The 19,929-nt window shown below is 68.3% G+C and carries 20 protein-coding genes and 1 tRNA gene; 11 read left to right on the top strand and 10 right to left on the bottom strand.

What is annotated here, in order from left to right:
• Positions 1-130: 130 nt before the first annotated feature.
• Together MF610_RS13315 and MF610_RS13310 are read right to left on the bottom strand one after the other, a co-directional pair.
• On the bottom strand, positions 131-1,429 hold the full coding sequence (locus MF610_RS13315; RefSeq protein WP_242197505.1) for a dicarboxylate/amino acid:cation symporter: 1,299 nt from the start codon (positions 1,427-1,429) through the stop codon (positions 131-133).
• A 67-nt stretch (positions 1,430-1,496) separates the two neighbouring features.
• Complete coding sequence (locus MF610_RS13310; protein ID WP_242197502.1) at positions 1,497-2,870, bottom strand: FAD/NAD(P)-binding protein; 1,374 nt, start codon at positions 2,868-2,870, stop codon at positions 1,497-1,499.
• Between the two features lie 82 nt (positions 2,871-2,952).
• Between MF610_RS13310 and MF610_RS13305 the strand changes: the two genes are divergently transcribed.
• Positions 2,953-3,026: transfer RNA gene (locus MF610_RS13305), tRNA-Gly, on the top strand.
• Between the two features lie 55 nt (positions 3,027-3,081).
• Here MF610_RS13305 and uxuA read toward each other — a convergent pair.
• Both uxuA and MF610_RS19085 read right to left on the bottom strand, forming a co-directional pair.
• The gene (gene uxuA, locus MF610_RS13300) at positions 3,082-4,254 is read right to left on the bottom strand and encodes a mannonate dehydratase (protein ID WP_242197499.1); all 1,173 of its coding nucleotides are present in this window, start codon (positions 4,252-4,254) and stop codon (positions 3,082-3,084) included.
• A 41-nt stretch (positions 4,255-4,295) separates the two neighbouring features.
• Positions 4,296-4,418 (bottom strand): hypothetical protein, encoded by a 123-nt coding sequence (locus MF610_RS19085; protein WP_277924093.1) that lies wholly within the window; start codon positions 4,416-4,418, stop codon positions 4,296-4,298.
• A gap of 161 nt (positions 4,419-4,579) precedes the next feature.
• Between MF610_RS19085 and MF610_RS13295 the strand changes: the two genes are divergently transcribed.
• The 5 genes from MF610_RS13295 (at position 4,580) to MF610_RS13275 (ending at position 9,957) form a co-directional block, all read left to right on the top strand.
• The gene (locus MF610_RS13295) at positions 4,580-5,380 is read left to right on the top strand and encodes a hypothetical protein (RefSeq protein ID WP_242197496.1); all 801 of its coding nucleotides are present in this window, start codon (positions 4,580-4,582) and stop codon (positions 5,378-5,380) included.
• Between the two features lie 204 nt (positions 5,381-5,584).
• On the top strand, positions 5,585-7,597 hold the full coding sequence (thrS, locus tag MF610_RS13290) for a threonine--tRNA ligase (RefSeq protein ID WP_242197492.1): 2,013 nt from the start codon (positions 5,585-5,587) through the stop codon (positions 7,595-7,597).
• Between the two features lie 63 nt (positions 7,598-7,660).
• Entirely contained in the window at positions 7,661-8,194 is a 534-nt protein-coding gene (gene infC, locus MF610_RS13285) for a translation initiation factor IF-3 (RefSeq protein ID WP_055758887.1), read from the top strand.
• Positions 8,195-8,606: 412 nt separating this feature from the next.
• Positions 8,607-9,053 carry a DUF1003 domain-containing protein gene (locus MF610_RS13280; protein WP_242197489.1) on the top strand — a complete coding sequence of 149 codons (447 nt, stop codon included), beginning with the start codon at positions 8,607-8,609 and terminating at the stop codon, positions 9,051-9,053.
• Between the two features lie 109 nt (positions 9,054-9,162).
• A complete protein-coding gene (locus MF610_RS13275; RefSeq protein WP_242197486.1) occupies positions 9,163-9,957 on the top strand; it encodes a hypothetical protein in 795 nt (264 codons plus the stop codon).
• A 16-nt stretch (positions 9,958-9,973) separates the two neighbouring features.
• On the opposite strand, the gene MF610_RS13270 is transcribed toward MF610_RS13275, so the two are convergent.
• The 5 genes from MF610_RS13270 to MF610_RS13250 form a co-directional block, all read right to left on the bottom strand.
• On the bottom strand, positions 9,974-10,198 hold the full coding sequence (locus MF610_RS13270) for a hypothetical protein (protein ID WP_242197483.1): 225 nt from the start codon (positions 10,196-10,198) through the stop codon (positions 9,974-9,976).
• 39 nt (positions 10,199-10,237) lie between these two features.
• Entirely contained in the window at positions 10,238-12,952 is a 2,715-nt protein-coding gene (locus MF610_RS13265; protein WP_380870617.1) for a [protein-PII] uridylyltransferase, read from the bottom strand.
• A gap of 65 nt (positions 12,953-13,017) precedes the next feature.
• Positions 13,018-13,575, bottom strand: coding sequence for a nucleotide exchange factor GrpE (locus MF610_RS13260; protein ID WP_242197480.1), 558 nt, complete (start codon positions 13,573-13,575; stop codon positions 13,018-13,020).
• A gap of 16 nt (positions 13,576-13,591) precedes the next feature.
• The gene (hrcA, locus tag MF610_RS13255; protein ID WP_242197477.1) at positions 13,592-14,629 is read right to left on the bottom strand and encodes a heat-inducible transcriptional repressor HrcA; all 1,038 of its coding nucleotides are present in this window, start codon (positions 14,627-14,629) and stop codon (positions 13,592-13,594) included.
• 63 nt (positions 14,630-14,692) lie between these two features.
• Positions 14,693-15,205 (bottom strand): DUF6438 domain-containing protein, encoded by a 513-nt coding sequence (locus MF610_RS13250; RefSeq protein WP_242197474.1) that lies wholly within the window; start codon positions 15,203-15,205, stop codon positions 14,693-14,695.
• 116 nt (positions 15,206-15,321) lie between these two features.
• Between MF610_RS13250 and rph the strand changes: the two genes are divergently transcribed.
• The 3 genes from rph to MF610_RS13235 are packed head-to-tail and all read left to right on the top strand — an operon-like array spanning position 15,322 to position 16,932.
• On the top strand, positions 15,322-16,038 hold the full coding sequence (rph, locus tag MF610_RS13245) for a ribonuclease PH (protein ID WP_242197471.1): 717 nt from the start codon (positions 15,322-15,324) through the stop codon (positions 16,036-16,038).
• Entirely contained in the window at positions 16,035-16,664 is a 630-nt protein-coding gene (gene rdgB / locus MF610_RS13240) for an RdgB/HAM1 family non-canonical purine NTP pyrophosphatase (protein ID WP_242197467.1), read from the top strand. Before rph ends, rdgB begins: the two co-directional genes overlap by 4 nt.
• A 52-nt stretch (positions 16,665-16,716) precedes the next feature.
• Positions 16,717-16,932, top strand: coding sequence for a hypothetical protein (locus tag MF610_RS13235; protein WP_242197464.1), 216 nt, complete (start codon positions 16,717-16,719; stop codon positions 16,930-16,932).
• Positions 16,933-17,137: 205 nt separating this feature from the next.
• Here the strand turns inward: MF610_RS13235 and MF610_RS13230 are convergent, their stop codons facing one another.
• Entirely contained in the window at positions 17,138-17,701 is a 564-nt protein-coding gene (locus tag MF610_RS13230) for a CAP domain-containing protein (RefSeq protein ID WP_339328529.1), read from the bottom strand.
• A 20-nt stretch (positions 17,702-17,721) separates the two neighbouring features.
• On the opposite strand from MF610_RS13230, the gene hemW reads away from it, so the two are divergent.
• Positions 17,722-18,870: a radical SAM family heme chaperone HemW gene (gene hemW, locus MF610_RS13225; protein WP_242197458.1), complete on the top strand. Its 1,149-nt coding sequence runs from the start codon at positions 17,722-17,724 to the stop codon at positions 18,868-18,870.
• 59 nt (positions 18,871-18,929) lie between these two features.
• Positions 18,930-19,925, top strand: a complete 996-nt coding sequence (locus tag MF610_RS13220; protein WP_242197455.1) for a glycosylasparaginase — start codon at positions 18,930-18,932, stop codon at positions 19,923-19,925.
• Positions 19,926-19,929 lie beyond the last annotated feature (4 nt).

Genomic DNA, 19,929 nt, shown 5'->3' with positions numbered 1-19,929 from the left:
GGTCCGACCGCCCCCACGCTGTGTTCCACGCTTTCGCCGGCTTTCAGCGGCCCGCTCCCCCGCCCCGCCACCCAGCAAGTGTACCGGGTGGATGGCGGAGCGGGGGAGCGGGCCGGCACCACGCGAACGGCTACCCCAGCGCCACGCCCGCCGGCGCACCCGCCTGCTCCACCGGCAGCAACCCCTCGCGCTTGGCGACGATCGTCGGCACCAGCATCTGCCCCGCGACGTTCACCGCGGTGCGGCCCATGTCGAGGATCGGATCGATCGCCAGCAACAGCCCCGCCCCTTCGAGCGGCAGGCCGAGCGTAGTCAGCGTCAGCGTCAGCATGACGGTCGCGCCGGTCAGCCCGGCGGTCGCCGCCGACCCCAGCACCGACACCATCACGATCAGCGCATAGTCGCCGGCATGGAGCGTCAGCCCGAAGAACTGCGCGACGAAGATCGCCGCCACCGCCGGATAGATCGCAGCGCATCCGTCCATCTTGGTGGTCGAGCCGAGCGGCACGGCGAAGGCGGTGTACGCCTGCGGCACGCCCAGCGCGCGCTCGGTCAGCTCCTGCGTCACCGGCAGCGTGCCGACCGACGAGCGGGTGACGAAGCCCAGCTGGATCGCGGGCCATGCCCGGCGGAAGAACCACCAGGGCGAGATGCGATGCACCGCCAGCAACGTCGGATAGACGACCAGCAGCACCAGGGCGAGCCCGAGGTAGATCGTCGCCGCGAACGCGCCGAGCGACGACAGCGTGCTCCAGCCATAACGGACGATCGCATCGCCGATCAGCGCCGCCGACCCGATCGGGGTCAGCGCGATCACCCAGCGCAGCAGCCGCCGCAGGATCATCAGCGCCGAGGTGTTGAAGGCAAGGAACGGCGCACCCGCCGCCCCCACCCGCACCGCCGCCGCGCCGACCGCGATGGCGACGACGATGATCTGCAACACGTTGAAGCCGAGCGTGGTGGTGGCGCCACCATCGGCCAATTTGGTCGTGGCGGACAGGCCGAGCAGGTTGGCGGGCACCAGCCCTTTGAGGAAATCGAGCCACGTCCCGACTGTCGCCGGCTGTGCGGCGGTGGCGATCGGCGCGTTGCTGTGCAGACCGGGTTGCAGCGTCACGGCCAGCACGATGCCGATCGACACCGCAATCAGCGCGGTGATCGCGAACCACAGCAATGTCTGCCCGACCAGCCGCGCGGCGTTGGGCAGGTCGCGCAACGCCGCGATCGACCCGACGATCGCGGTGAAGACCAGTGCCGGCACCAGCACCTTGAGCAGCTGGACGAAAATCTGCCCGACGGTGTGCAGCACGGTTCCGATCGCGCCGTCGGCACCGCCCGCCTCACCCGCCAACAGGCCCAGCGCGACGCCCGCGACCATGCCGATCGCGACCTGGATGCCGAACGACGGCAGGAGTTTGGCTTTTTGCATGGACGCTACTTCGTGTCGGGACGATCCCCCCACAACGAAGCATTTCTAGGACCGCCCCAATGCGGCGCTACAGTCCCTCCCCGCCGACCCAGTGCGCATTGGACAGGTAGCGCGCGACGTCCCACACCTGTCGGCGGAGGTCGGGCACCGCAACGATTTCCCAGAACGCGCCGCGCGTCATCGGCCCGATCGCGAACAGCCGCTCGTCGCTGTCGCCGCCGGCGGTCAGCACGCGGCCGGTCGCCTCGACCTCGATCCCCAAATGCTCGGCATCGGGGCGGATGCGGCCCGCGGCGACCAGCGTGCCGAGCAGCGGATCGTCGGTGCGCGCGACATCGCCCTGCGGCCCGATGCAGGAAATCACGCGGGCGACGTGCATCGTCCGGCGCGTGTCCTCGCCCCGCGGACGCCACTCGACCGCGGCGCCATCCCCGGTCGCCTGCGCTGCGCAGCACTTGCCCGCCAGCAGCGTCAGCCGCCCACTCGCCACCAACGCGTCGATCCGGTCGGCGACGGCGGGCGCCAGCCGGTGGCGATGGATATCCCACCATGGTCGCAAGTGGCGCAGGAAGCGGCGCCGCTCGTCCGCATCCGCCGCCGACCAGATGCCTTGGGTAAAGGGGCGCAGTTCGTCGATCGCGCTGCGCCAGCCGATCGCCGCCCCCCGCGCGCGCACTTCCCGGACCAGCGTCGAAAGCGGCGGACGCGGCCGCTCGGTCAGCGGCTGCGCGGCGGGCGAGGCCGGGGCGTGGCGATGCGGCAGCAGCCCGCGCCGCGACAGCGCGACCATCTGCCCGCCAAACCCCTGCGCCTCCAGCGTCAGCGCGACGTCGACCATCGTCAGCCCGGTGCCGACCAGCAGCACGGTGTCGTCGTCGCGCAAGCCCTCCGTCGCTTGGCGGTCCCACGGGTTGCCGACATAGGCGTGGTGGTGCGCGATCGCCTCCAGCCCCGGCGGCACCTGCGGCGCGAGGTTGCCGACCGCCAGCACCACCGCATCCGCCGCGACCGTTCCGCCATCGGCCAGCCGCACCGAGGCGCCATCGACCGCCACCGCTTCCCCTGCGACCACGCTCAGCCGTTCGGGCGCCAGCGCCCGCGCCGCCGCCAGCGTGTCACGCAGATATTCGCCATAGACCCGCCGCGGCACGAACGCCGCGCCGTCCGCCGCCATGCCCTGCGCCGCCAGCCACTCGACGAAATGACTGGGTGCGTCGGGAAAAGCGCTCATATTCGCGGCGCGGACGTTGAGCAGATGGTCGCTCTGCCGCGTGCCATAGGCGACGCCCAGCCCCGCCGCATCGCCCCGCTCGATCAGCGTCGCCGCCGGCCCGTCATGACGCAACAGGTTGATTGCCAGCAACGTGCCGGAAAACCCCGCCCCGACGATCGCGACGTGGCGGAGGGTGGCGGGGGTGGTGGGCGGGGCGTGCAGGTCCATGCTTGCTCGATAGCACAGCAAGCGCATCAGGTAAGTTGCCCGCTTGCACACATCCGGCCAGTCCGATATCAGCACCGCCACCGCGGGTGTAGCTCAATGGTAGAGCAGAAGCTTCCCAAGCTTACGACGAGGGTTCGATTCCCTTCACCCGCTCCAGCAGCCGATCCGGCATAGCCGACAGGTTGCGCGTCCGCGACGCTCCCGACAGCCCTCACGCCAGTGTCGCCATGTGCGCGATCCCGTGTTCCAGCCCGCGCAGTTCGGCCAAGCCGCGCATCCGCCCGAGCAGCGAATAGCCCGGATTGGCGTCGCGGTGCAGATCGTCAAGCATGCGGTGGCCGTGATCGGGGCGCATCGGGATGCTGCGGCCTTCGCGCACCGACAGGCGATGGACCGCCGCCATCACCGCCGCCATGCCGGCATCGCCGCCCAGATGCTCCGCCTCGTGGAACGCGCCGTCCGCCTCGCGCTGGACGGAGCGCAGGTGGAGGAAGCCGATCCGGCTGCCCAGCCGGTCGACCATGCCGGGCAGGTCGTTGTCGGCGCGCACGCCGAACGATCCGGTGCACATGCACAGGCCGTTCGACGCGTTGGGCACCCGCGCGAACAGGTCGGCGACGTCCGCCTCGGTACTGACGACGCGCGGCAGGCCGAAGATCGCGAAGGGCGGATCGTCGGGGTGCACCACCAGCCGGATGCCCAGTGCGTCGGCGAGCGGACAGACCGCCTGCAGGAATGCGACATGGTTGTCGCGCAGCCGCGCGGCGTCGATGCCGGCATAGGTGTCGATCCTTGCCAGGAATTGCGCCGAGGTGAACCCCGCCTCGCTGCCCGGCAGGCCGGCGATGATCGTGCGTTCCAGTCCGGCGCGGGCCGCGTCGTCCATCGCGGCATAGCGCGCTTCGGCGGCCGCGCGCACCGGCGCGGCATAGGCGTCCGCCGCGCCGGGGCGCTTCAGGATGAACAGGTCATAGGTCGCGACCGCAACCGCCTCGAACCGCAACGCCTGTGCGCCGTCGGGCAGTTCCCAGTGAAGGTCGGTGCGCGTCCAGTCGAGCAGCGGCATGAAATTATAGGTGACGACGTCGATGCCGTTGGCGGCGAGATTCGTCAGGCTTTGCCGGTAATGGTCGATCAACCGGTCCCAGTCGGCCGACCGGGTCTTGATCCCCTCGTCCACCGGCAGGCTTTCGACCACGCGCCAGTCGAGCCCGGCCTCGACGATCATCGCCTTGTGCCGGGCGATGGCGGCATGGTCCCAGACCGCCCCGTTGGGCAGGTCGTGCAGCGCGGTGACGATCCCGGTCGCGCCCGCCTGTCGGATATCGCGCAGGCGCACCGGGTCGCGCGGCCCGAACCAGCGCATCGTCTGCGTCATGAACATGGCCGTTCTGTCCTTCCCACCCAGCCTTCGACGCGGCGATTTCAGCGCGAGCGACCGCCGGGTGCGACGTCGCTGACCCCGTCGACCTGCGACCGAACCCATCTGGCGATGGGAGGCATCGACAGCGCCCAGATCAGCGCGGCGGCAGAATAGTACAGAACCATCGGCAAGCTATCGGGCATGACACGTTTCCTCCGGACATCAAGGATACCCCGCCGCGATCCGGTGCGATAGGAGGGGCACGAACGACCCTGCCGATTTCCCGCGGCAGCCACCCTCGTCTTTCCCATCGCCCTGCCGGCCAAGCTGCGCTACGGGCTACGCCGTGGCGACGCAGGTGATTCAGGAACGGTTTTCGGCGCGTCGTCCCGTCCCCCTGCCGCGGCGGATGGCGACGCTGGTGCTGGTGGTGGCGATCCATGCGCTGGTGCTGTGGCTGCTGCTGCGGATCGCGCCCACGATCATGGCGCCGTCGCCGGGGCCGCAATCGACGTTGGTCGTCGACATGCTCCCCGCCGACAAGGTCGCGCCCGCCGCCGCGCCGGCCAAGCAGGTGCAGCGCAAGGCCGCGTCGGGCAGCGCCAGCACCGCCGCGCCAGTTACCCCGGTCGCGCCGCCGCCCGACGTGCCCCCGCCCCCGCCGGTACCGCCCACGCAATCGAACGACGTGTGGTCGCGGGTCATTCCGATGACCGGGCGCGACTTCGCCCGCGCGGCGATCACCCCCGGCACGCGCAGTGCCGAGGGCGTCGGCAGCGGCAGCGCGGCGGGCGATAGCGGTGACGGCGATGCGGTGGCCGATGCCGGGGGCGGCAGCGGCGGGGGCGAGACGCTGTACGCCGCCGACTGGTATCGCCGCCCGACCCATGCCGAGCTGTCGACCTATCTGCCCCGCCGTGCCCAGCCCGGCTGGGGCGAGGTCGCATGCCGCACCATTCCGAACAACCAGGTGACCGACTGCCGCGAGATCGGCCAGTCGGCACGCGGATCGGGGCTGGCCGGCGCGGTACGGCAGGCGGCGTGGCAGTTCCGCATCCTGCCGCCGCGCGTCGGCGGCCGGCCGCTGATCGGCAGCTGGGTGCGGATACGGATCACCTATACCGATGCCGGGGCGGCGGTGGAGTAGCGGGTTGAGCTGCCAAGCGTCGCGCTCTATTCGGCAACAGCGTCGCGCGTTACACGGTGAAACTGCCTGCCGTAGGGTCGTGGTCACACGATACCGCTTGCGGGGAGCCGGCAGCCCCCGCCGCGCGGCGTACTCGGCTTGCCCTGCCAGCGCCCAGCCGCTAACCGGCAAGCGTTTATCCTCCGACATTCCAGGTGTTCCTTCATGTCCGCAATGTTCCGCATCACCCTTCCCGACGGTGCCGTCCGTGAGGTGATGCCGGGCACTACCCCGGCGGACATCGCCGCGGCGATCTCGCCGGGTCTGCGCAAGGCGGCGATCGCGGCGCGGGTCGACGGGCAGGTGCGCGACCTGAACCGCCCGTTCGAGGGCGACTCGTCGCTGGCGCTGGTGACCGCGAAGGACGAGGCCGACGCGTTGGAACTTCACCGCCACGACTTCGCGCACGTCATGGCCGAAGCGGTGCAGACGCTGTATCCGGGCACGCAGATTACCTTCGGTCCGGCGACCGAGGACGGTTTCTATTACGACTTCGCACCTGCGCCGGGTCGCGGCATGTTCACCGACGAGGACCTGCCGCTGATCGAGGCGGAAATGCGCAAGATCATCGCGAAGGGCGAGAAGTTCGAGCGCGAGGTCGTCACGCGCCAGCAGCTGATCGACCGTTGGACCGCACAGGGTGAGACGTTCAAGGCCGAATGGGCCGCCGAACTGCCCGAGGGCGAGGAACTGACGATCTATCGTCAGGGCCAGTGGCTCGACATGTGCCGCGGGCCGCACCTTGAATCGACCGCCAAGCTCGATCCGGCCGCGTTCAAGCTGACGCGCGTGTCGGGCGCCTATTGGCGCGGCGACCAGAAGAACGCGATGCTCAGCCGCATCTACGGCACCGGCTGGCTGTCGAAGAAGCAGCTCGACGCGCATCTGACCCGGCTGGAGGAAGCCGCCAAGCGCGACCACCGCAAGCTGGGTGCGGAAATGGACCTGTTCCACCTCCAGTCCGAGGCGCAAGGGTCGGTCTTCTGGCATCCGAAGGGCTATATGATGTGGCGTCAGCTGGAGGCGTATATGCGCCGCCGCCTCGACGCGACCGACTATCAGGAAGTGAAGACGCCGCAGCTGATGGACGCGCGGCAATGGGAACAGTCGGGCCATTGGGGCAAGTATCGCGAGAATATGTTCGTGGTGCCCGACGAAATCCCGAACACCGAGGACGAGGGCGCGATCGTCAGCGCCGATGCCGACATGATGGCGTTGAAGCCGATGAACTGCCCGGCCCACGTCCTGATCTTTCGCCAGGGGATCAAGTCCTACCGCGACCTGCCGATCCGCATGGCCGAGTTCGGCTGCTGCCACCGCAACGAGCCGCATGGGGCGCTGCACGGCATCATGCGCGTGCGCCAGTTCACGCAGGACGACGCGCACATCTTCTGCCGCGAGGACCAGTTGGTGCAGGAAGTCCGCGACTTCTGCGAGCTGCTCGACTCGGTCTATCACGACCTCGGCTTCACTGATTACGCGGTGAAGCTGGCGCTCCGGCCCGAGAAGCGCTTCGGCAGCGACGCGATGTGGGACACGGCCGAGGCGGAACTGCGCGAGGCGGTGCTGTCGTCGAACCTGCCCGACGCGATCAAGGACAAGTTCGAGGAACTGCCGGGCGAAGGCGCCTTTTATGCGCCCAAGCTGGAATTCCACCTGACCGACGCGATCGGACGGACGTGGCAGGTCGGCACGATCCAGTCGGATCGGGTGCTGCCCGAACGACTCGATGCGACCTATGTCGGCGAGGACGGCAACCGCCACCGGCCGGTGATGCTGCACCGCGCGATCCTCGGCACGTTCGAACGCTTCCTCGGCATCCTGATCGAACATCATGCCGGCCGCATGCCGATGTGGCTGTCGCCGGTGCAGGCGGTGGTCGCGACGATCGTGTCCGACGCCGACGACTATGCCAACGAAGTCGCCGCCGCGCTGAAGGCCGCTGGCATCCGCGTCGAAACCGACCTGCGCAACGAAAAGATCAACTACAAGGTGCGCGAACATTCGCTGGCCAAGGTCCCGGCGCTGGTCGTCGTCGGCAAGCGCGAAGCGGAGGAACGCACCGTCGCGCTGCGTCGTCTCGGCAGCCAGGGGCAGGAGGTCATCGGCCTCGACGCGCTCGTCGCGATGCTCAAGGCAGAAGCATTGGCGCCCGATCTTGCGCGGAACCTTTCGTAACCGCGCAAGATTGATTATATAGGACTTTGGTCAACTACAGGAGCACCACCTATCCGTCCGCCCATGATGCGTCGCCCGAATGCGCCGCCGCCGATGAACGGCCCCCGATTCAACGAGTTCATCCAGAGCCCCAAGGTCCGCGTGATCGACCATGAGGGGGAGAATCTGGGTGTGATGTTCACGCGCGAAGCGATGGCGCAGGCGCAGGAGGTCGGACTCGATCTGGTCGAGGTATCGCCGAACGCCGATCCGCCCGTCGCCAAGTTCCTCGACGTGGGCAAGTTCAAGTACGAGGCGCAGAAGAAGGCGAACCTCGCCCGCAAGACCCAGAAGACGCAGGAGATCAAGGAGATCAAGATGCGTCCGAACATCGACGATCATGACTATGATACGAAGATGAAGAAGGTCGAGCAGTTCATAACCGAGGGCGACAAGGTGAAGGTCACGATGCGCTTCCGCGGTCGCGAACTGAGCCACGGGCAGCTCGGCATGGCGGTGTTGCAGCGCGTCGCCGAAGCGACGCAGGAAATCGCCAAGGTCGAAGCCTATCCGCGCATGGAAGGCCGCCAGATGCTGATGGTGCTGTCGCCGAAGTAACGGCGGGGCACCTCGCCCCTACTCGTCATTCCCGCAAAGGCGGGAATCCATATACGCCAGCGGTTCGGCGCGATCCGCGACGACAGCGTTTATGGACTCCCGCCTTCGCGGGAATGACGAAGAAGGGCGCAGCACTGCCCGCTCCGATCGAAACGCCGTCATGTTCGCCCACGAACATGACGGCGTTTTCATGTTTCGTACCCTTGACCGACTCGCCCGACGGGCGCATCCGCGCCGTCGGGCGGTTTCGGCCGCCCATTTCCGCCAACGTCCCGAGACAGGGTCCATGTCCGACAACGATTCCAGTCGATCGACCGTGCCGCACCGGCCGTCACCGCGTATCGCCTGATCGTTCGGGCGCCTCGCGGGGGATCGGCCGGCGCGGCCGGTCGCATCGCGCGAGGTGCATAGCATGAACACCACCATCCGGTTCCTCACCGAACCCTTCCGTCGCGCCCTCCCGGCACGCGACCCCCATGCCGCGTTCGACGACACGATGACGCTGGGCGAACGCCTGGCCGACCGCGTTGCCGCGATCGGCGGTTCGTGGGGCTTCATCACCACCTTCTGCCTGTTTCTGGTCGGCTGGTCGATCCTCAACACCATCATCTTGGGGTCGCGGGCGTTCGACCCGTTCCCCTTCATCTTCCTCAACCTGATGCTGTCGATGCTCGCCGCGCTGCAGGCGCCGATCATCATGATGAGCCAGAACCGGCAGGCGGCGAAGGACCGGCTGGAGGCGCGGATGGACTACGAAACCAACCTGCGCGCCGAAGCGCAGATCAACCGGCTACTGGAGGAAGTCGCCGCGATCCGCGCGGAATTGTCCTGCGGTGGAGACGTCCGACAAGTCGCCTGACCGGATATTGCCCGGCCGCGCGGCCGGGCGTATACCGGATGCGCGATGCGTGAGGGGGCGGCAACGCGACTCGCCAGTACAAGCGTGTGCCGCAATCTAGGAGGATTGCATGAGGCAGTTTGGCTGGATGGTCGCGTTGGCGGCCACCATGATATCGGCAACGGCATCCGCGCAAAGCGCGTTCGACGGACAATGGCGGATCGATCTGGGCGCGGTGAAGATCCCCGATCGTCCGTGGGTCGTGAGCATGACGGGTGACGGCTATCGCTGCACCAGTTGCAGCACGCCGTGGGGCGTCGCGGCTGACGGCGCCTTCCACGCCGTCAGCGGTCAGGATTATTTCGATGCGGCAGCGGTAAAGCGAATCGATCCGCGCACCGTCGAAATCCACTATCGCAAGGCCGGCCGGCTGGTCGAAACCGACCGGATCAGCATTTCCGCCGATGGACGAACGCTGACGTCGATGGATACCGATCACGCGACGGCGAGCGGGCAACCCGCCATCTATCGCAGCACCGCGCGGCGGATCGGCGCCGCCCCTGCCGGATCGGTGCATCCGCTGGGGGGCAGCTGGCAGACGACGTCCTTCGACAAGGGGTCGGACAATACGATGACGGTGACGATGAAGCTGGCGGGCGATCGCTTTTCGCTCGCCGATGGCACCGGCCAGCATTACACTGCGACGCTGGGTGGTCCGGCCGTCCCGGTAGAAGGCGACATCGCCGGACGGACGATGAAGGCCACGCGTCTGGGTGCCCGTGCGTTGCAGTTGGAAGGTGCGATCGGTGGAAAGGCGGACAACCGCATGCTCGTGACGATCGCGCCGGATGGCCGGACCATGAATGTCGTCTCGACCAACCTGAAACTGAATACGACCACCCGTTTCGTAGCGCGCAAACAATAGGCGCGCCGGGGGCGGTTCAGTCGCCGCCCCCGCCACCATCGCCGCCGCAGCCGCCATCGCTGCTGCCGCAGTCCGACGATCCGTCGCTGGAAGAGAAGTCGAACCACCCTCCTCCATCGCCGAAATAGCTGGCATCGCCGCTGCTGGCGCGCCGACGAGCCCGGCGGTTGGTGGAAGCGGTGATGGCGGCGACCGCCATCACGACGAGGGCTACACAAGGCAGCAAGATCAGCAGACCCATGGCCGGACGCTAGTTCAATTCCCACTGATCGACGAGGAATTAAACGAACCCGGCAAATTCCTTGCCCGCCGCTGCATCCAGCATTCGCCGTTCGAGCGATTTCAGCCGCAACTGCCCGGTGATGCGGTCGCCGGTCAGGTCGGTGACGTAGAAGGTGTCGACCGCGCGCTCGCCGTAGGTGGCGACATGCGCCGAATGCAGCGTCACCTTCGACTGGAACAGTGCCTGCGCCAGATGGTGGAGCAGCGCGGGCCGGTCGCGGGCGTTGACCTCGATCACGGTGAAGCGGTTCGATGCGGCATTGTCGATCAGCACGTTCGGCTCGATCGGAAACGCCTCGGCACGCGGGCGCGACAGCGGCTTGGCAGCCAGCCGGTCGTTCAGTTTCATCCGGTTGGCCAGCGCGTCGCCGATCGCGGTCTTCAATCGCTGCAACTGCCCGGCTTCGTCGAATGGGCCGCCCAGCGGGTTCTGGACGAGGAAATTATCGAGCGCCATGCCGGTGCGCGTGGTGTGAATGCGCGCGTCGATGATGTTGCCACCCGCGGCATGGATCGCGCCAGCAATCCGGTAGAACAGCCCAGGATGATCGGCGGCGTGAACCGTGACAAGCGTCGCGCCGCGATCCTCGTCGACGCTGGTTTCGATCGTCAGGCGGGTGTCGCCCGACTGGTCTACGACGCGCGCATTGGCGGCGATCACGTCGTCGGGTTCGGCGATCCAATAGGCGGGCGGCAGGTGGCGGACATAGGCGGCCAGCGTCTCCTGGTCCCAGCCCAGCGCCGCGCGCAGCGTCTCCTGCTTCTCGGCGATGCGTTCGTCGCGGCCGCGCTGCTTGTGGCCAAGGCGCAGCACCTCTTCCGCCGTTTCGAACAGCGTGGTGAGCAGCTGGCGCTTCCACCCGTTCCACGTCCCCGGCCCCACCGCGCGGATATCGACGACGGTCAGCACCAGCAACATGCGCAGCCGCTGCGGCGACTGCACCACGCCGGTAAAATCGAGGATCGTCTTGAAGTCCGACAGGTCGCGCTTGAACGCGGTCGCTGACATCAGCAGGTGATAGCGCACCAGCCACGCCACCGTCTCGGTTTCGGCCGGGGTCAGGCCCAGGCGCGGGCACAGCCGCTCGGCGACCTCCGCCCCCAGGATCGAATGGTCGCCGCCGCGTCCCTTGGCGATGTCGTGGCACAGCACCGCGACGAACAGTGCGCGGCGCTGGACGATGCCGCCGAACAGCGCGGTGGCCAGCGGATGCTCTTCGCGACAGATGCCGCGCTCGACCTGCGACAACAGCCCGATCATGCGGATCGTATGCTCGTCCACCGTGTAATGGTGGTACATGTCGAACTGCATCTGCGCGACGATGCGGCCGAAATCGGGAATGAAGCGGCCGAACACGCCGGCTTCGTTCATCCAGCGCAGCACCAGTTCGGGATCGCGCGGGGACGTCAGCACGTCGAGGAACAGCTGGTTCGCGCGCGGGTGCGATCGCACCTGCCCGGCCAGCCGCGCATCGCGCGACGCGGCACGCATCGCCAGCGGATGGATTTCGAGCCCGTGCAGATCGGCCAGCGCGAAAATCTCGATCAGCCGGACCGGATCTTCGGCGAAGAAACTGTCCTTGGGCAGCGCGAGGCGCCCGCGATCGAGCACGAAGCCATGCAACCGCCGCGGACGTCGCCTGAGGCGGGGAAAGCCGAAGCGGCTGCCCCGCGCGGCATAGGTTTCGTCGAGGTGGCTGAGGAACATGCCGGTCAGGTCGCCGACCCGCTTCGCCTGCAAAAAGTAGAATTGCATGAAGCGTTCGACCCGCGATTTGCCGACGCGATCGCTATAGCGCATCCGCGTCGCGATCTCGGTCTGCACGTCGAAGGTCAGCCGTTCCTCGGCGCGCCCGGTAATCAGGTGGAGGTGACAACGCACCGCCCACAAGAAATCCTCGGCACGGTTGAACTTGCGCAGTTCGGGCGCGCTGAGCAGACCCACCGGCACCAGATCGGCGGCGCGGCGAACGTTATAGGCGTATTTTCCGATCCAGAAGAGCGCATGCAGGTCGCGCAGGCCGCCCTTCCCCTCCTTCACATTGGGTTCGACGACATAGCGGGTGTCGCCCATCCGCTTGTGCCGCGCATCGCGTTCGGCGAGCTTTTCGGCGATGAAGGTCCGTGCGGTCCCTTCCTGCACCTCTGCCTTGAAGCGCTGCGCCGCCTCCGCATAGAGCGCGGTGTCGCCCCAGACATAGCGCGCCTCGACCAGCGCAGTGCGCACGGTCACGTCGCCCTTCGCCTGTCGCACCATCTCGTCGAGCGAGCGTGACGAATGGCCGACCTTCAGCCCTAGATCCCATAGCGCGTAGAGCGTGGATTCGATGACCTGTTCGGACCATGGCGTCTGCTTCCACGGGGTCAGCACGCCAATATCGACGTCCGAATGCGGCGCCATTTCGCCCCGGCCATAGCCGCCGACCGCGATCAGCGTCATGCGCTCGGCCGCGGTCGGGTTGTGGTTCGGATGGACGCGCTCGACGATGAACCCGGCCAGCGCGACGAGGATCGCGTCGGTCAGATAGGCATAGGCCGCCGCCGTCTCCAGCCCGTGGCTGGGACGTGCGCGCAGCCGCCGCTCGATCTCGCCGCGCCCGCGGGCCAGTGCGTCGCGCAGCACGGCGGTCGCGGCGCGGCGCAGCGCCACGCCGTCCTGTGCATCGGCAGGGAGGTGCCCCAGCGACTGCGCCAGCGCCGCCGGATCGACGATCGCCTGCGGATCGACTATGCGTTCGAACCGCGGCGGCGTGGCGAGGTCGGGCTGGACCGCGTCGTTCAGGCGCCGCCCTCCGGCGCCTTGGCCACGCCGACCAGTGCCGGGCGGAGCAGCCGGTCGCGGATCATGTAGCCGGTCTGGATTTCCTGCACGACCGTCCCCGGCTTCGCATCGGCCGAGGGCACTTCGAACATCGCCTGGTGCTTGTTGGGGTCGAGCGCTTCGCCGACCGACACCATCTTGGTGATGCCGTGGCGGGCGAACACGCTGTCGAGCTCGCGGCCGGTCGCCTCGAGACCGGTGATCAGGCCCTTCAGCCGCTCGTCGCCGCGCAGGTCGTCGGGGATCGCCGACAGCGCGCGCGACAGATTGTCGGCGACCGACAGGATGTCACGCGAAAACGCGGTCGCGGCATAGGCGCGGGCGTCGGCCACTTCCTTCTCCGCACGGCGGCGGACATTCTGCAAGTCGGCACGCGCGTACAGCACCTCGGCCTGCGCGTCGGCGAGCTTCGCCTCCAGCTCGGCGCTGCGGTCCGCTTCGGCGACTTCGGGGGCGGCCTCTGCGGTGGCTTCGCGCAGGTCGTTCGTATCGTCGTTGGCGGGGATGTCGTTCATTCCAGTCTCTTCTTCATCAGCCCAGCAATCGGGCCAGCGTTGCGGCGGTGAAATCCACCATGGGCACGACGCGCGCATAGTTCAACCGGACAGGCCCGATCACGCCGACGACGCCGACGACGCGCCCGTCCAGCGCGCGGACCGGCTTGGCGATGACCGACGATCCGGTCAATGCGAACAATTTGTTTTCGGAGCCAATGAAGATGCGCGCGGCATCGCCGTCCTGCGCCGATTCGAGCAGCCGGGCGATTTCCTCCTTGCCCTCCAGCTCGTCGAGGAGTTGTCGCACGCGGTCGAGATCGTGGCTGGCGGCCTCGTCGAGCAGCCGCGCCTGCCCCCGCACGATCAGCACCGGGCGGTGACCGCCATCCTCGCTCCACACCGCAAGGCCATTTTCGACCAGCGCCCGCGCGGCGACGTCGAGCTCGGCGCGCTCCTGCCCGATCTCGCGCAGGATGCGGGCGCGGGCTTCGCTGAGCGTCAGGCCCGACAGGCGTGCGGTGAGGTAATTGCCCGCCTCGACCAGCGCCACGGCACTGGCGCCGGGGGTTTCCAGCACGCGGTTCTCGATCGATCCGTCGGCCCCGACCAGCACGGCGAGCGCGCGGGTGCCCGACAGCGGCACGAACGACACCTGCCGCAACACCGGTTCGCGCTTGGGGACCAGCACCACGCCGGCGCTCGCCGACAGGCCGGACAGTGCGGCGGCGGTGCCGGCCAGCGCTTCCTCGACCGGGCCGGCGCTATCGGCCTGTGCGGCGATGGTCGCGCGTTCCTGTGCCGATGGCTCCATCGCGTGCATCATGCCGTCGACGAACAGGCGCAGGCCGGTTTCGGTCGGCATCCGCCCGGCGCTGACATGCGGCGCGGCGAGCAGCCCGGCTTCCTCGAGGTCCTGCATGACGCCGCGAATCGAGGCGGGCGAGAGGTTGAGGCCGGACAGTTGCGCGATGGTCCGCGACCCGACCGGCGTGCCGGTGGCGAGGTAGCTGTCGACCACGATCCGGAACACGTCGCGCGCGCGGTCGGTCAGTTCGTGGATCGGTGCGGTCATGGCAGGAATGTAGGGGCGTTGCCGCTCACGGAAAAGCAAATCCTCCCCGGCACGGGGAGGATTTTAGGGCGCCTCGATCAACGCCTTGATCGGCAGCTCGTTCGGCGCCGACCGCAGTGCCTCGTTCATCGCTTGGTTCGACATCGCGCAACCATAATAGAAGGACAGATGCCGCGACGCGCCCGACGCCTCGTTCCAGCGGATATCGACCGAGGGCATGTCGGTCGGCGCGTTGGTGCATCCCGGACGGCCGGGCTGGATCAGTTGCTCCCCCTGCCGCGGCCGATACCGCTCCAGTTTCGCGGCGAACGCGCGATACTCCGCCGGCGATGCCCGGAACGCGCGGATGCCGCTGACCTTGGTGAAGCGCTTGCCCTCGAACACCCCCGACCCGTCGGGCTGCACCGTCACCCGGTACACCGGACAGGTCCCGAAGCACGGCGACGTCTCATAGCTGATCGTCTCCCGCTCGATCGCGACCGGCGCGGTTTCGGTGGTCGTGTTGCCGACCGCCATCACGCAGCCGCCGGTCATGGCGCCCAGCATCGTCAACATTCCCATAGCGATGATCTTCATAGGTCGCTCCCTGTTCGCGTTCGTCGTTACGGCCCCGTTCCTTGCGGAGTACCGTGCCACGACTGGCGCGGCGATGAACGGACCGCTAGGGCTAGGGGAAATTTCAGGAGATTCCCATGCGCCCATCCGGCCGCGCCCCCGACGACATGCGTGCCATCACGATCGAAACGAACTTCACCCGCCATGCGGAAGGATCGTGCCTGATCGGATTCGGCGATACGAAGGTGCTGGTCACCGCCTCGCTCGAGGAGCGCCTGCCGCCATGGCTGCGCGGCAAGGGCGAAGGCTGGGTGACGGCCGAATATGGCATGCTGCCGCGCGCGACGCACACCCGTGGCAGCCGCGAGGCGGCGAAGGGCAAGCAGTCGGGACGGACGCAGGAAATCCAGCGGCTGATCGGGCGTTCCCTTCGGGCAGTGGTCGACCTGAAGGCGCTGGGCGAACGGCAGATCACGCTCGATTGCGACGTGATCCAGGCCGATGGTGGCACCCGCACCGCGTCGATCTCCGGCGCATGGGTCGCGCTGCGCCTCGCGGTCGACGGACTGCTGCGCGAAGGCAAGCTGGAGGTCGATCCGATCAGCCGGCAGGTCGCGGCGGTCAGCTGCGGCATCTATCAGGGTACGCCGGTGCTCGACCTCGACTATATCGAGGATTCGGCCGCCGATGCCGACGCCAACTTCGTGCTGACCAGCGACAACAACATTGCCGAGGTACAGGCCACTGCCGAGGGTGCGTGCTATGACGAAGAGGCGTTGCTGCGCCTGCTGCGCCTCGCCCGCATCGGCTGCGGCCGCATCTTCGCCGAACAGCTGCGGGCGACCGGACGATGAGCGGCGAGGGCAAGGAACCGCAGGCGATCCGCAAGCTCGCCCCCGGCAAGCTGGTCATCGCCAGCCACAATCCCGGCAAGATTCGCGAGATAGCGGCGCTGCTCGGGCCGTATGGCGTCACGCCGATCTCGGCCGGCGAACTCGACCTGCCCGAGCCGGAAGAAACCGGCACGACCTTCGTCGCCAATGCCGAGCTGAAGGCGTTGCAGGCCGCCGACCTGTCGGGCCTGCCCGCGCTCGCCGACGATAGCGGGCTGTGCGTCGAGGCGCTGAACGGCGATCCGGGCATCTTCTCGGCGCGCTGGGCCGGACCGTCCAAGGATTTCGGCGCGGCGATGCAGCTGGTCGAGGAGCGCATGCAGGCGACCGGCCCCGACCACAGCCGCGCGGCACACTTCGTCTGCGCGCTGGCGCTCGCGTGGCCCGACGGCCATGTCGAATGGTTCGAAGGGCGCGTCGACGGGCAACTGGTCTGGCCGCCGCGTGGGGAGAACGGCTTCGGCTATGATCCGATGTTCGTTCAGAACGGCATGGATCAGAGCTATGGCGAGATCGATCCCGACCATAAACATTCGATCAGCCACCGCGCCGACGCGTTCGCGCAACTGGTCAAGGCGGTGTTCTGAACGGAACGCCGCCCCGCATCGGGGCATTGGGTGTTCCGAAAGGAATTTCCCGATGTCCGATGCACTTACCGACACCCGCCACCGCGAGATCGCAGTCGAACACCTGCTGTTCTGGACGATGCGCTATGTCGAAGCGCAACATCCCGGCCTGCTCGACTCGCTCGAAGCCAGCCTCGACAAGCTGGGCGATCCGACCCACGGCGCCGAAAAGGACGACGACGCCGTTCGCCATATCGCTGCCAAGATGATCGCGGGCGCGCGCGACTGAGGGCTGCGCGGGAGGACTGGTTCACGCGGAGGTGTCCCGCGCTGTGGAAATTGCCTTCTCCGAACGGGAACCGTCGCCCCAACGAAGCCCGGGGCTAACCCTCACCCTTCGCCGCCTTCGGCGTCTTTCCCTCTCCCACCGGGAGAGGGAGGGAGGCGCGCAGCGCCGGAAGGGTGAGGATGACCAAAGCTGATCGAAATCGACCCTAAAAAGCCTGCTGCCCCGGAATATTGCCGGCGGGTACATAGCGGCACACGACATAATCGTCCCTCGCGCTGCTGGCCTCGGCACAGCCGAACCGCTGGGTCGCGCGCCACATGATCTGGGTATAATGGCCGACGTCGCCGAACTGGCCGGTGCGCGACACGGCGGGCAGGATGCCCGGCACATAGTCGCGCTTCTCGGCGACCCAGTGCCCCATCATCTCGGCATAGCGATACGCGCCGCGCGTGCCGGTCCATAGATTCTCGCCCTGCTCCGGCACCCCGCGCGGCTGCGGCGAATGTTCGAAGCGGCGGGTGGTGGCGAGTGTGTCGGCATAGGCCTTCGCATCGCGCGCCAGCGCCGGGTCCCAGGCGAGCGGTGGCAGTCCCGCCTGCGCTCGCGCCGTCTTGTGCCCCGTCTCCATCGCCTGCCGCAGCAGCGCGGGGCCACGCGGCGCGGTCCCGTCGAATGCGCGCGGTTCGACGACGCGTTCGGGGGTATGTTCGGGCAGGGCGGCACAGGCGCCCAGCGCCATCGCGGCCATCAGCATTTGTATCGCTCGCATCGCGCCCATATGGGACGGCGATGCAGCCCGACCAAGCACCTCTCGCACTCTACGTCCATTGGCCGTTCTGCGTGTCCAAATGCCCCTATTGCGACTTCAACAGCCATGTTCGCGAGAGCGTCGATCAGGCGGCATGGAAGGACGCATTGCTCGCCGACCTCGCGCACGAGGCCGCCGCGCTGCCGAACCGGCGGCTGGCATCGATCTTCTTCGGCGGCGGCACCCCGTCGCTGATGCCACCCGCCACGGTCGCCGCGATCATCGAGGCGGCATGTGGCTACTGGCCGCCGACCGGGAATATCGAAATCACGCTGGAGGCGAACCCGTCCTCGGTCGAGGCGGCGCGCTTCGCCGACATCGCCGCCGCCGGGGTCAACCGCGTATCGCTGGGCGTGCAGGCGCTCGACGACGGCGCCCTCGCCTTCCTCGAACGCGCGCATGGTGTCGACGAAGCGCTGGCGGCGCTCGACGTCGCGCAACGCCATTTCGCGCGGGTCAGCTTCGACCTGATCTACGCCCGCCCCGGCCAGTCGCTCGGCAGCTGGGAAGCCGAACTGGCCCGCGCGCTGTCGTTCGGCACCGAGCATCTCTCGCTCTACCAGCTGACGATCGAGCCCGGCACGCGCTTCGCGACGCTGGCGGCCAAGGGGGCACTGACCCTGCCCGACAGCGACCTTGCCGCCGACCTGTTCGAACTGACCCAGGACCGTACCCGCGCCGCCGGCCTGCCGCTGTACGAGGTGTCGAACCATGCCCGGCCGGGCGCGGAGAGCCGCCACAACCTGACCTATTGGCGCTATCGCGACTATGCCGGCATCGGTCCCGGCGCGCATGGCCGGCGGGGCGGCATGGCGACCGTCCGCCGCAAGAAGCCCGAAAACTGGATCGCGGCAGTCGACCGCAACCGCCACGGCATCGAGCGCGAGGATGCGCTGACCCCCGACGAACGCGTGACCGAAGCGCTGGTGATGGGCCTGCGCATGCGCGAAGGTGTCGATCTCGCACGCATCGCGACGCTGGGCGAGCGGACTATCGGACAGGTCGTCCGTCTCGACACCGTGGTGCTGCTGGCGCGGCAGGGGCTGGTGACACACGACGGCGACCGGCTGGCGCTGACCCCCGCCGGCTTCCCGGTGCTCGACGCGGTGCTACGCGAGGTCGCGGCATGACTTGCCGTGTCGCGGGGGACTGCGCACAACCGCGCATCACCCATGACGAAGGGGCCCCCATGCCGACCATCACCCGCCGCACCGCCATCGCCGGGCTCGCCGCCGCCTCCACCGCCGCCGCCCTGCCCGCCCAGCCCCGTGCCGCCGCCGTGCTGCGTGTCGCCTCGACCTGGGACTTCGGCGCCGCCGCCAACGACGCCGCCGTCGCCCGCTTCCGCAGTGGCGGCAGCCTGATCGACGCGCTGGAGGCCGGTGCCAAGGTGCCCGAAGCCGACCTGTCGAACCATTCGGTCGGCAAGGGCGGCTATCCCGATCGCGACGGGCGGGTGACGCTCGACGCGGTCATCATGGACGACAAGGGCCATGTCGGCGCGGTCGCGGCGATGGAGGATATCGCCCACCCGATCTCGGTCGCGCGCGCAGTGATGGAACGCACCCCGCACACCTTCCTCGTCGGTGCCGGCGCGCGCCAGTTCGCGCTCGAATCCGGCTTCAGGCCTGAAAAGCTGCTGACGCCCGAGGCCGAGGCCGAATGGCGCAAATGGCTCAAGACGTCGAAATACGCGCCGGTCGCCAATAGCGAGAATGCCCGCGCGCCGCTCGGCGGCCCGCTCGACCACGACACGATCGGCATGATTGCGCGCGCCCCGAACGGCGAGCTGGCCGGCGCCTGCACCACGTCGGGCATGGCGTTCAAGCTGCACGGCCGCGTGGGCGACTCGCCGCAGGTCGGCAGCGGTCTGTTCGTCGAGGCGGGCGTCGGCGCCGCCACCGCTACCGGCCTTGGCGAGGAAGTAACCCGCATCGCCGGCACTGCCCGCGTCGTCTCGTCGCTCCGCGCCGGCATGGCGCCGATGGCCGCTTGCCGCGAGGCGGTCGAACACATCGCCCGGCTGCGCGGGTCCGCGCTCGACGGGGTGCAGGTCGGCTTCCTCGCGATCGACCGCAACGGACAGGTCGGCGCCTTCGCGATCCTGCCGGGCTTCACCTATGCGGTGACCGGCGACGACGGGCGCAGCACCGTGCTGAAATCCGCCAGCCTGCGCAGCGCCTGACGCG

It is taken from the genome of Sphingomonas hankookensis, from assembly GCF_022664465.1.
Lineage (GTDB): Bacteria > Pseudomonadota > Alphaproteobacteria > Sphingomonadales > Sphingomonadaceae > Sphingomonas > Sphingomonas hankookensis.
This window is presented reverse-complemented; position numbering and strand designations above follow the sequence as displayed.

Coding starts and splice junctions, on each gene's coding strand:
- MF610_RS13275 (WP_242197486.1), top strand. CDS start 9,163: ATGAGGCAGTTTGGCTGGATGGTCGCGTTGGCGGCCACCATGATATCG.
- MF610_RS13270 (WP_242197483.1), bottom strand. CDS start 10,198: ATGGGTCTGCTGATCTTGCTGCCTTGTGTAGCCCTCGTCGTGATGGCG.
- rdgB (WP_242197467.1), top strand. CDS start 16,035: ATGAGCGGCGAGGGCAAGGAACCGCAGGCGATCCGCAAGCTCGCCCCC.
- MF610_RS19085 (WP_277924093.1), bottom strand. CDS start 4,418: ATGGTTCTGTACTATTCTGCCGCCGCGCTGATCTGGGCGCTGTCGATG.
- MF610_RS13220 (WP_242197455.1), top strand. CDS start 18,930: ATGCCGACCATCACCCGCCGCACCGCCATCGCCGGGCTCGCCGCCGCC.
- uxuA (WP_242197499.1), bottom strand. CDS start 4,254: ATGTTCATGACGCAGACGATGCGCTGGTTCGGGCCGCGCGACCCGGTG.
- MF610_RS13310 (WP_242197502.1), bottom strand. CDS start 2,870: ATGGACCTGCACGCCCCGCCCACCACCCCCGCCACCCTCCGCCACGTC.
- MF610_RS13260 (WP_242197480.1), bottom strand. CDS start 13,575: ATGAACGACATCCCCGCCAACGACGATACGAACGACCTGCGCGAAGCC.
- thrS (WP_242197492.1), top strand. CDS start 5,585: ATGTCCGCAATGTTCCGCATCACCCTTCCCGACGGTGCCGTCCGTGAG.
- hemW (WP_242197458.1), top strand. CDS start 17,722: ATGCAGCCCGACCAAGCACCTCTCGCACTCTACGTCCATTGGCCGTTC.
- rph (WP_242197471.1), top strand. CDS start 15,322: ATGCGCCCATCCGGCCGCGCCCCCGACGACATGCGTGCCATCACGATC.
- MF610_RS13235 (WP_242197464.1), top strand. CDS start 16,717: ATGTCCGATGCACTTACCGACACCCGCCACCGCGAGATCGCAGTCGAA.
- infC (WP_055758887.1), top strand. CDS start 7,661: ATGATGCGTCGCCCGAATGCGCCGCCGCCGATGAACGGCCCCCGATTC.
- hrcA (WP_242197477.1), bottom strand. CDS start 14,629: ATGACCGCACCGATCCACGAACTGACCGACCGCGCGCGCGACGTGTTC.
- MF610_RS13230 (WP_339328529.1), bottom strand. CDS start 17,701: ATGCGAGCGATACAAATGCTGATGGCCGCGATGGCGCTGGGCGCCTGT.
- MF610_RS13315 (WP_242197505.1), bottom strand. CDS start 1,429: ATGCAAAAAGCCAAACTCCTGCCGTCGTTCGGCATCCAGGTCGCGATC.
- MF610_RS13250 (WP_242197474.1), bottom strand. CDS start 15,205: ATGAAGATCATCGCTATGGGAATGTTGACGATGCTGGGCGCCATGACC.
- MF610_RS13280 (WP_242197489.1), top strand. CDS start 8,607: ATGAACACCACCATCCGGTTCCTCACCGAACCCTTCCGTCGCGCCCTC.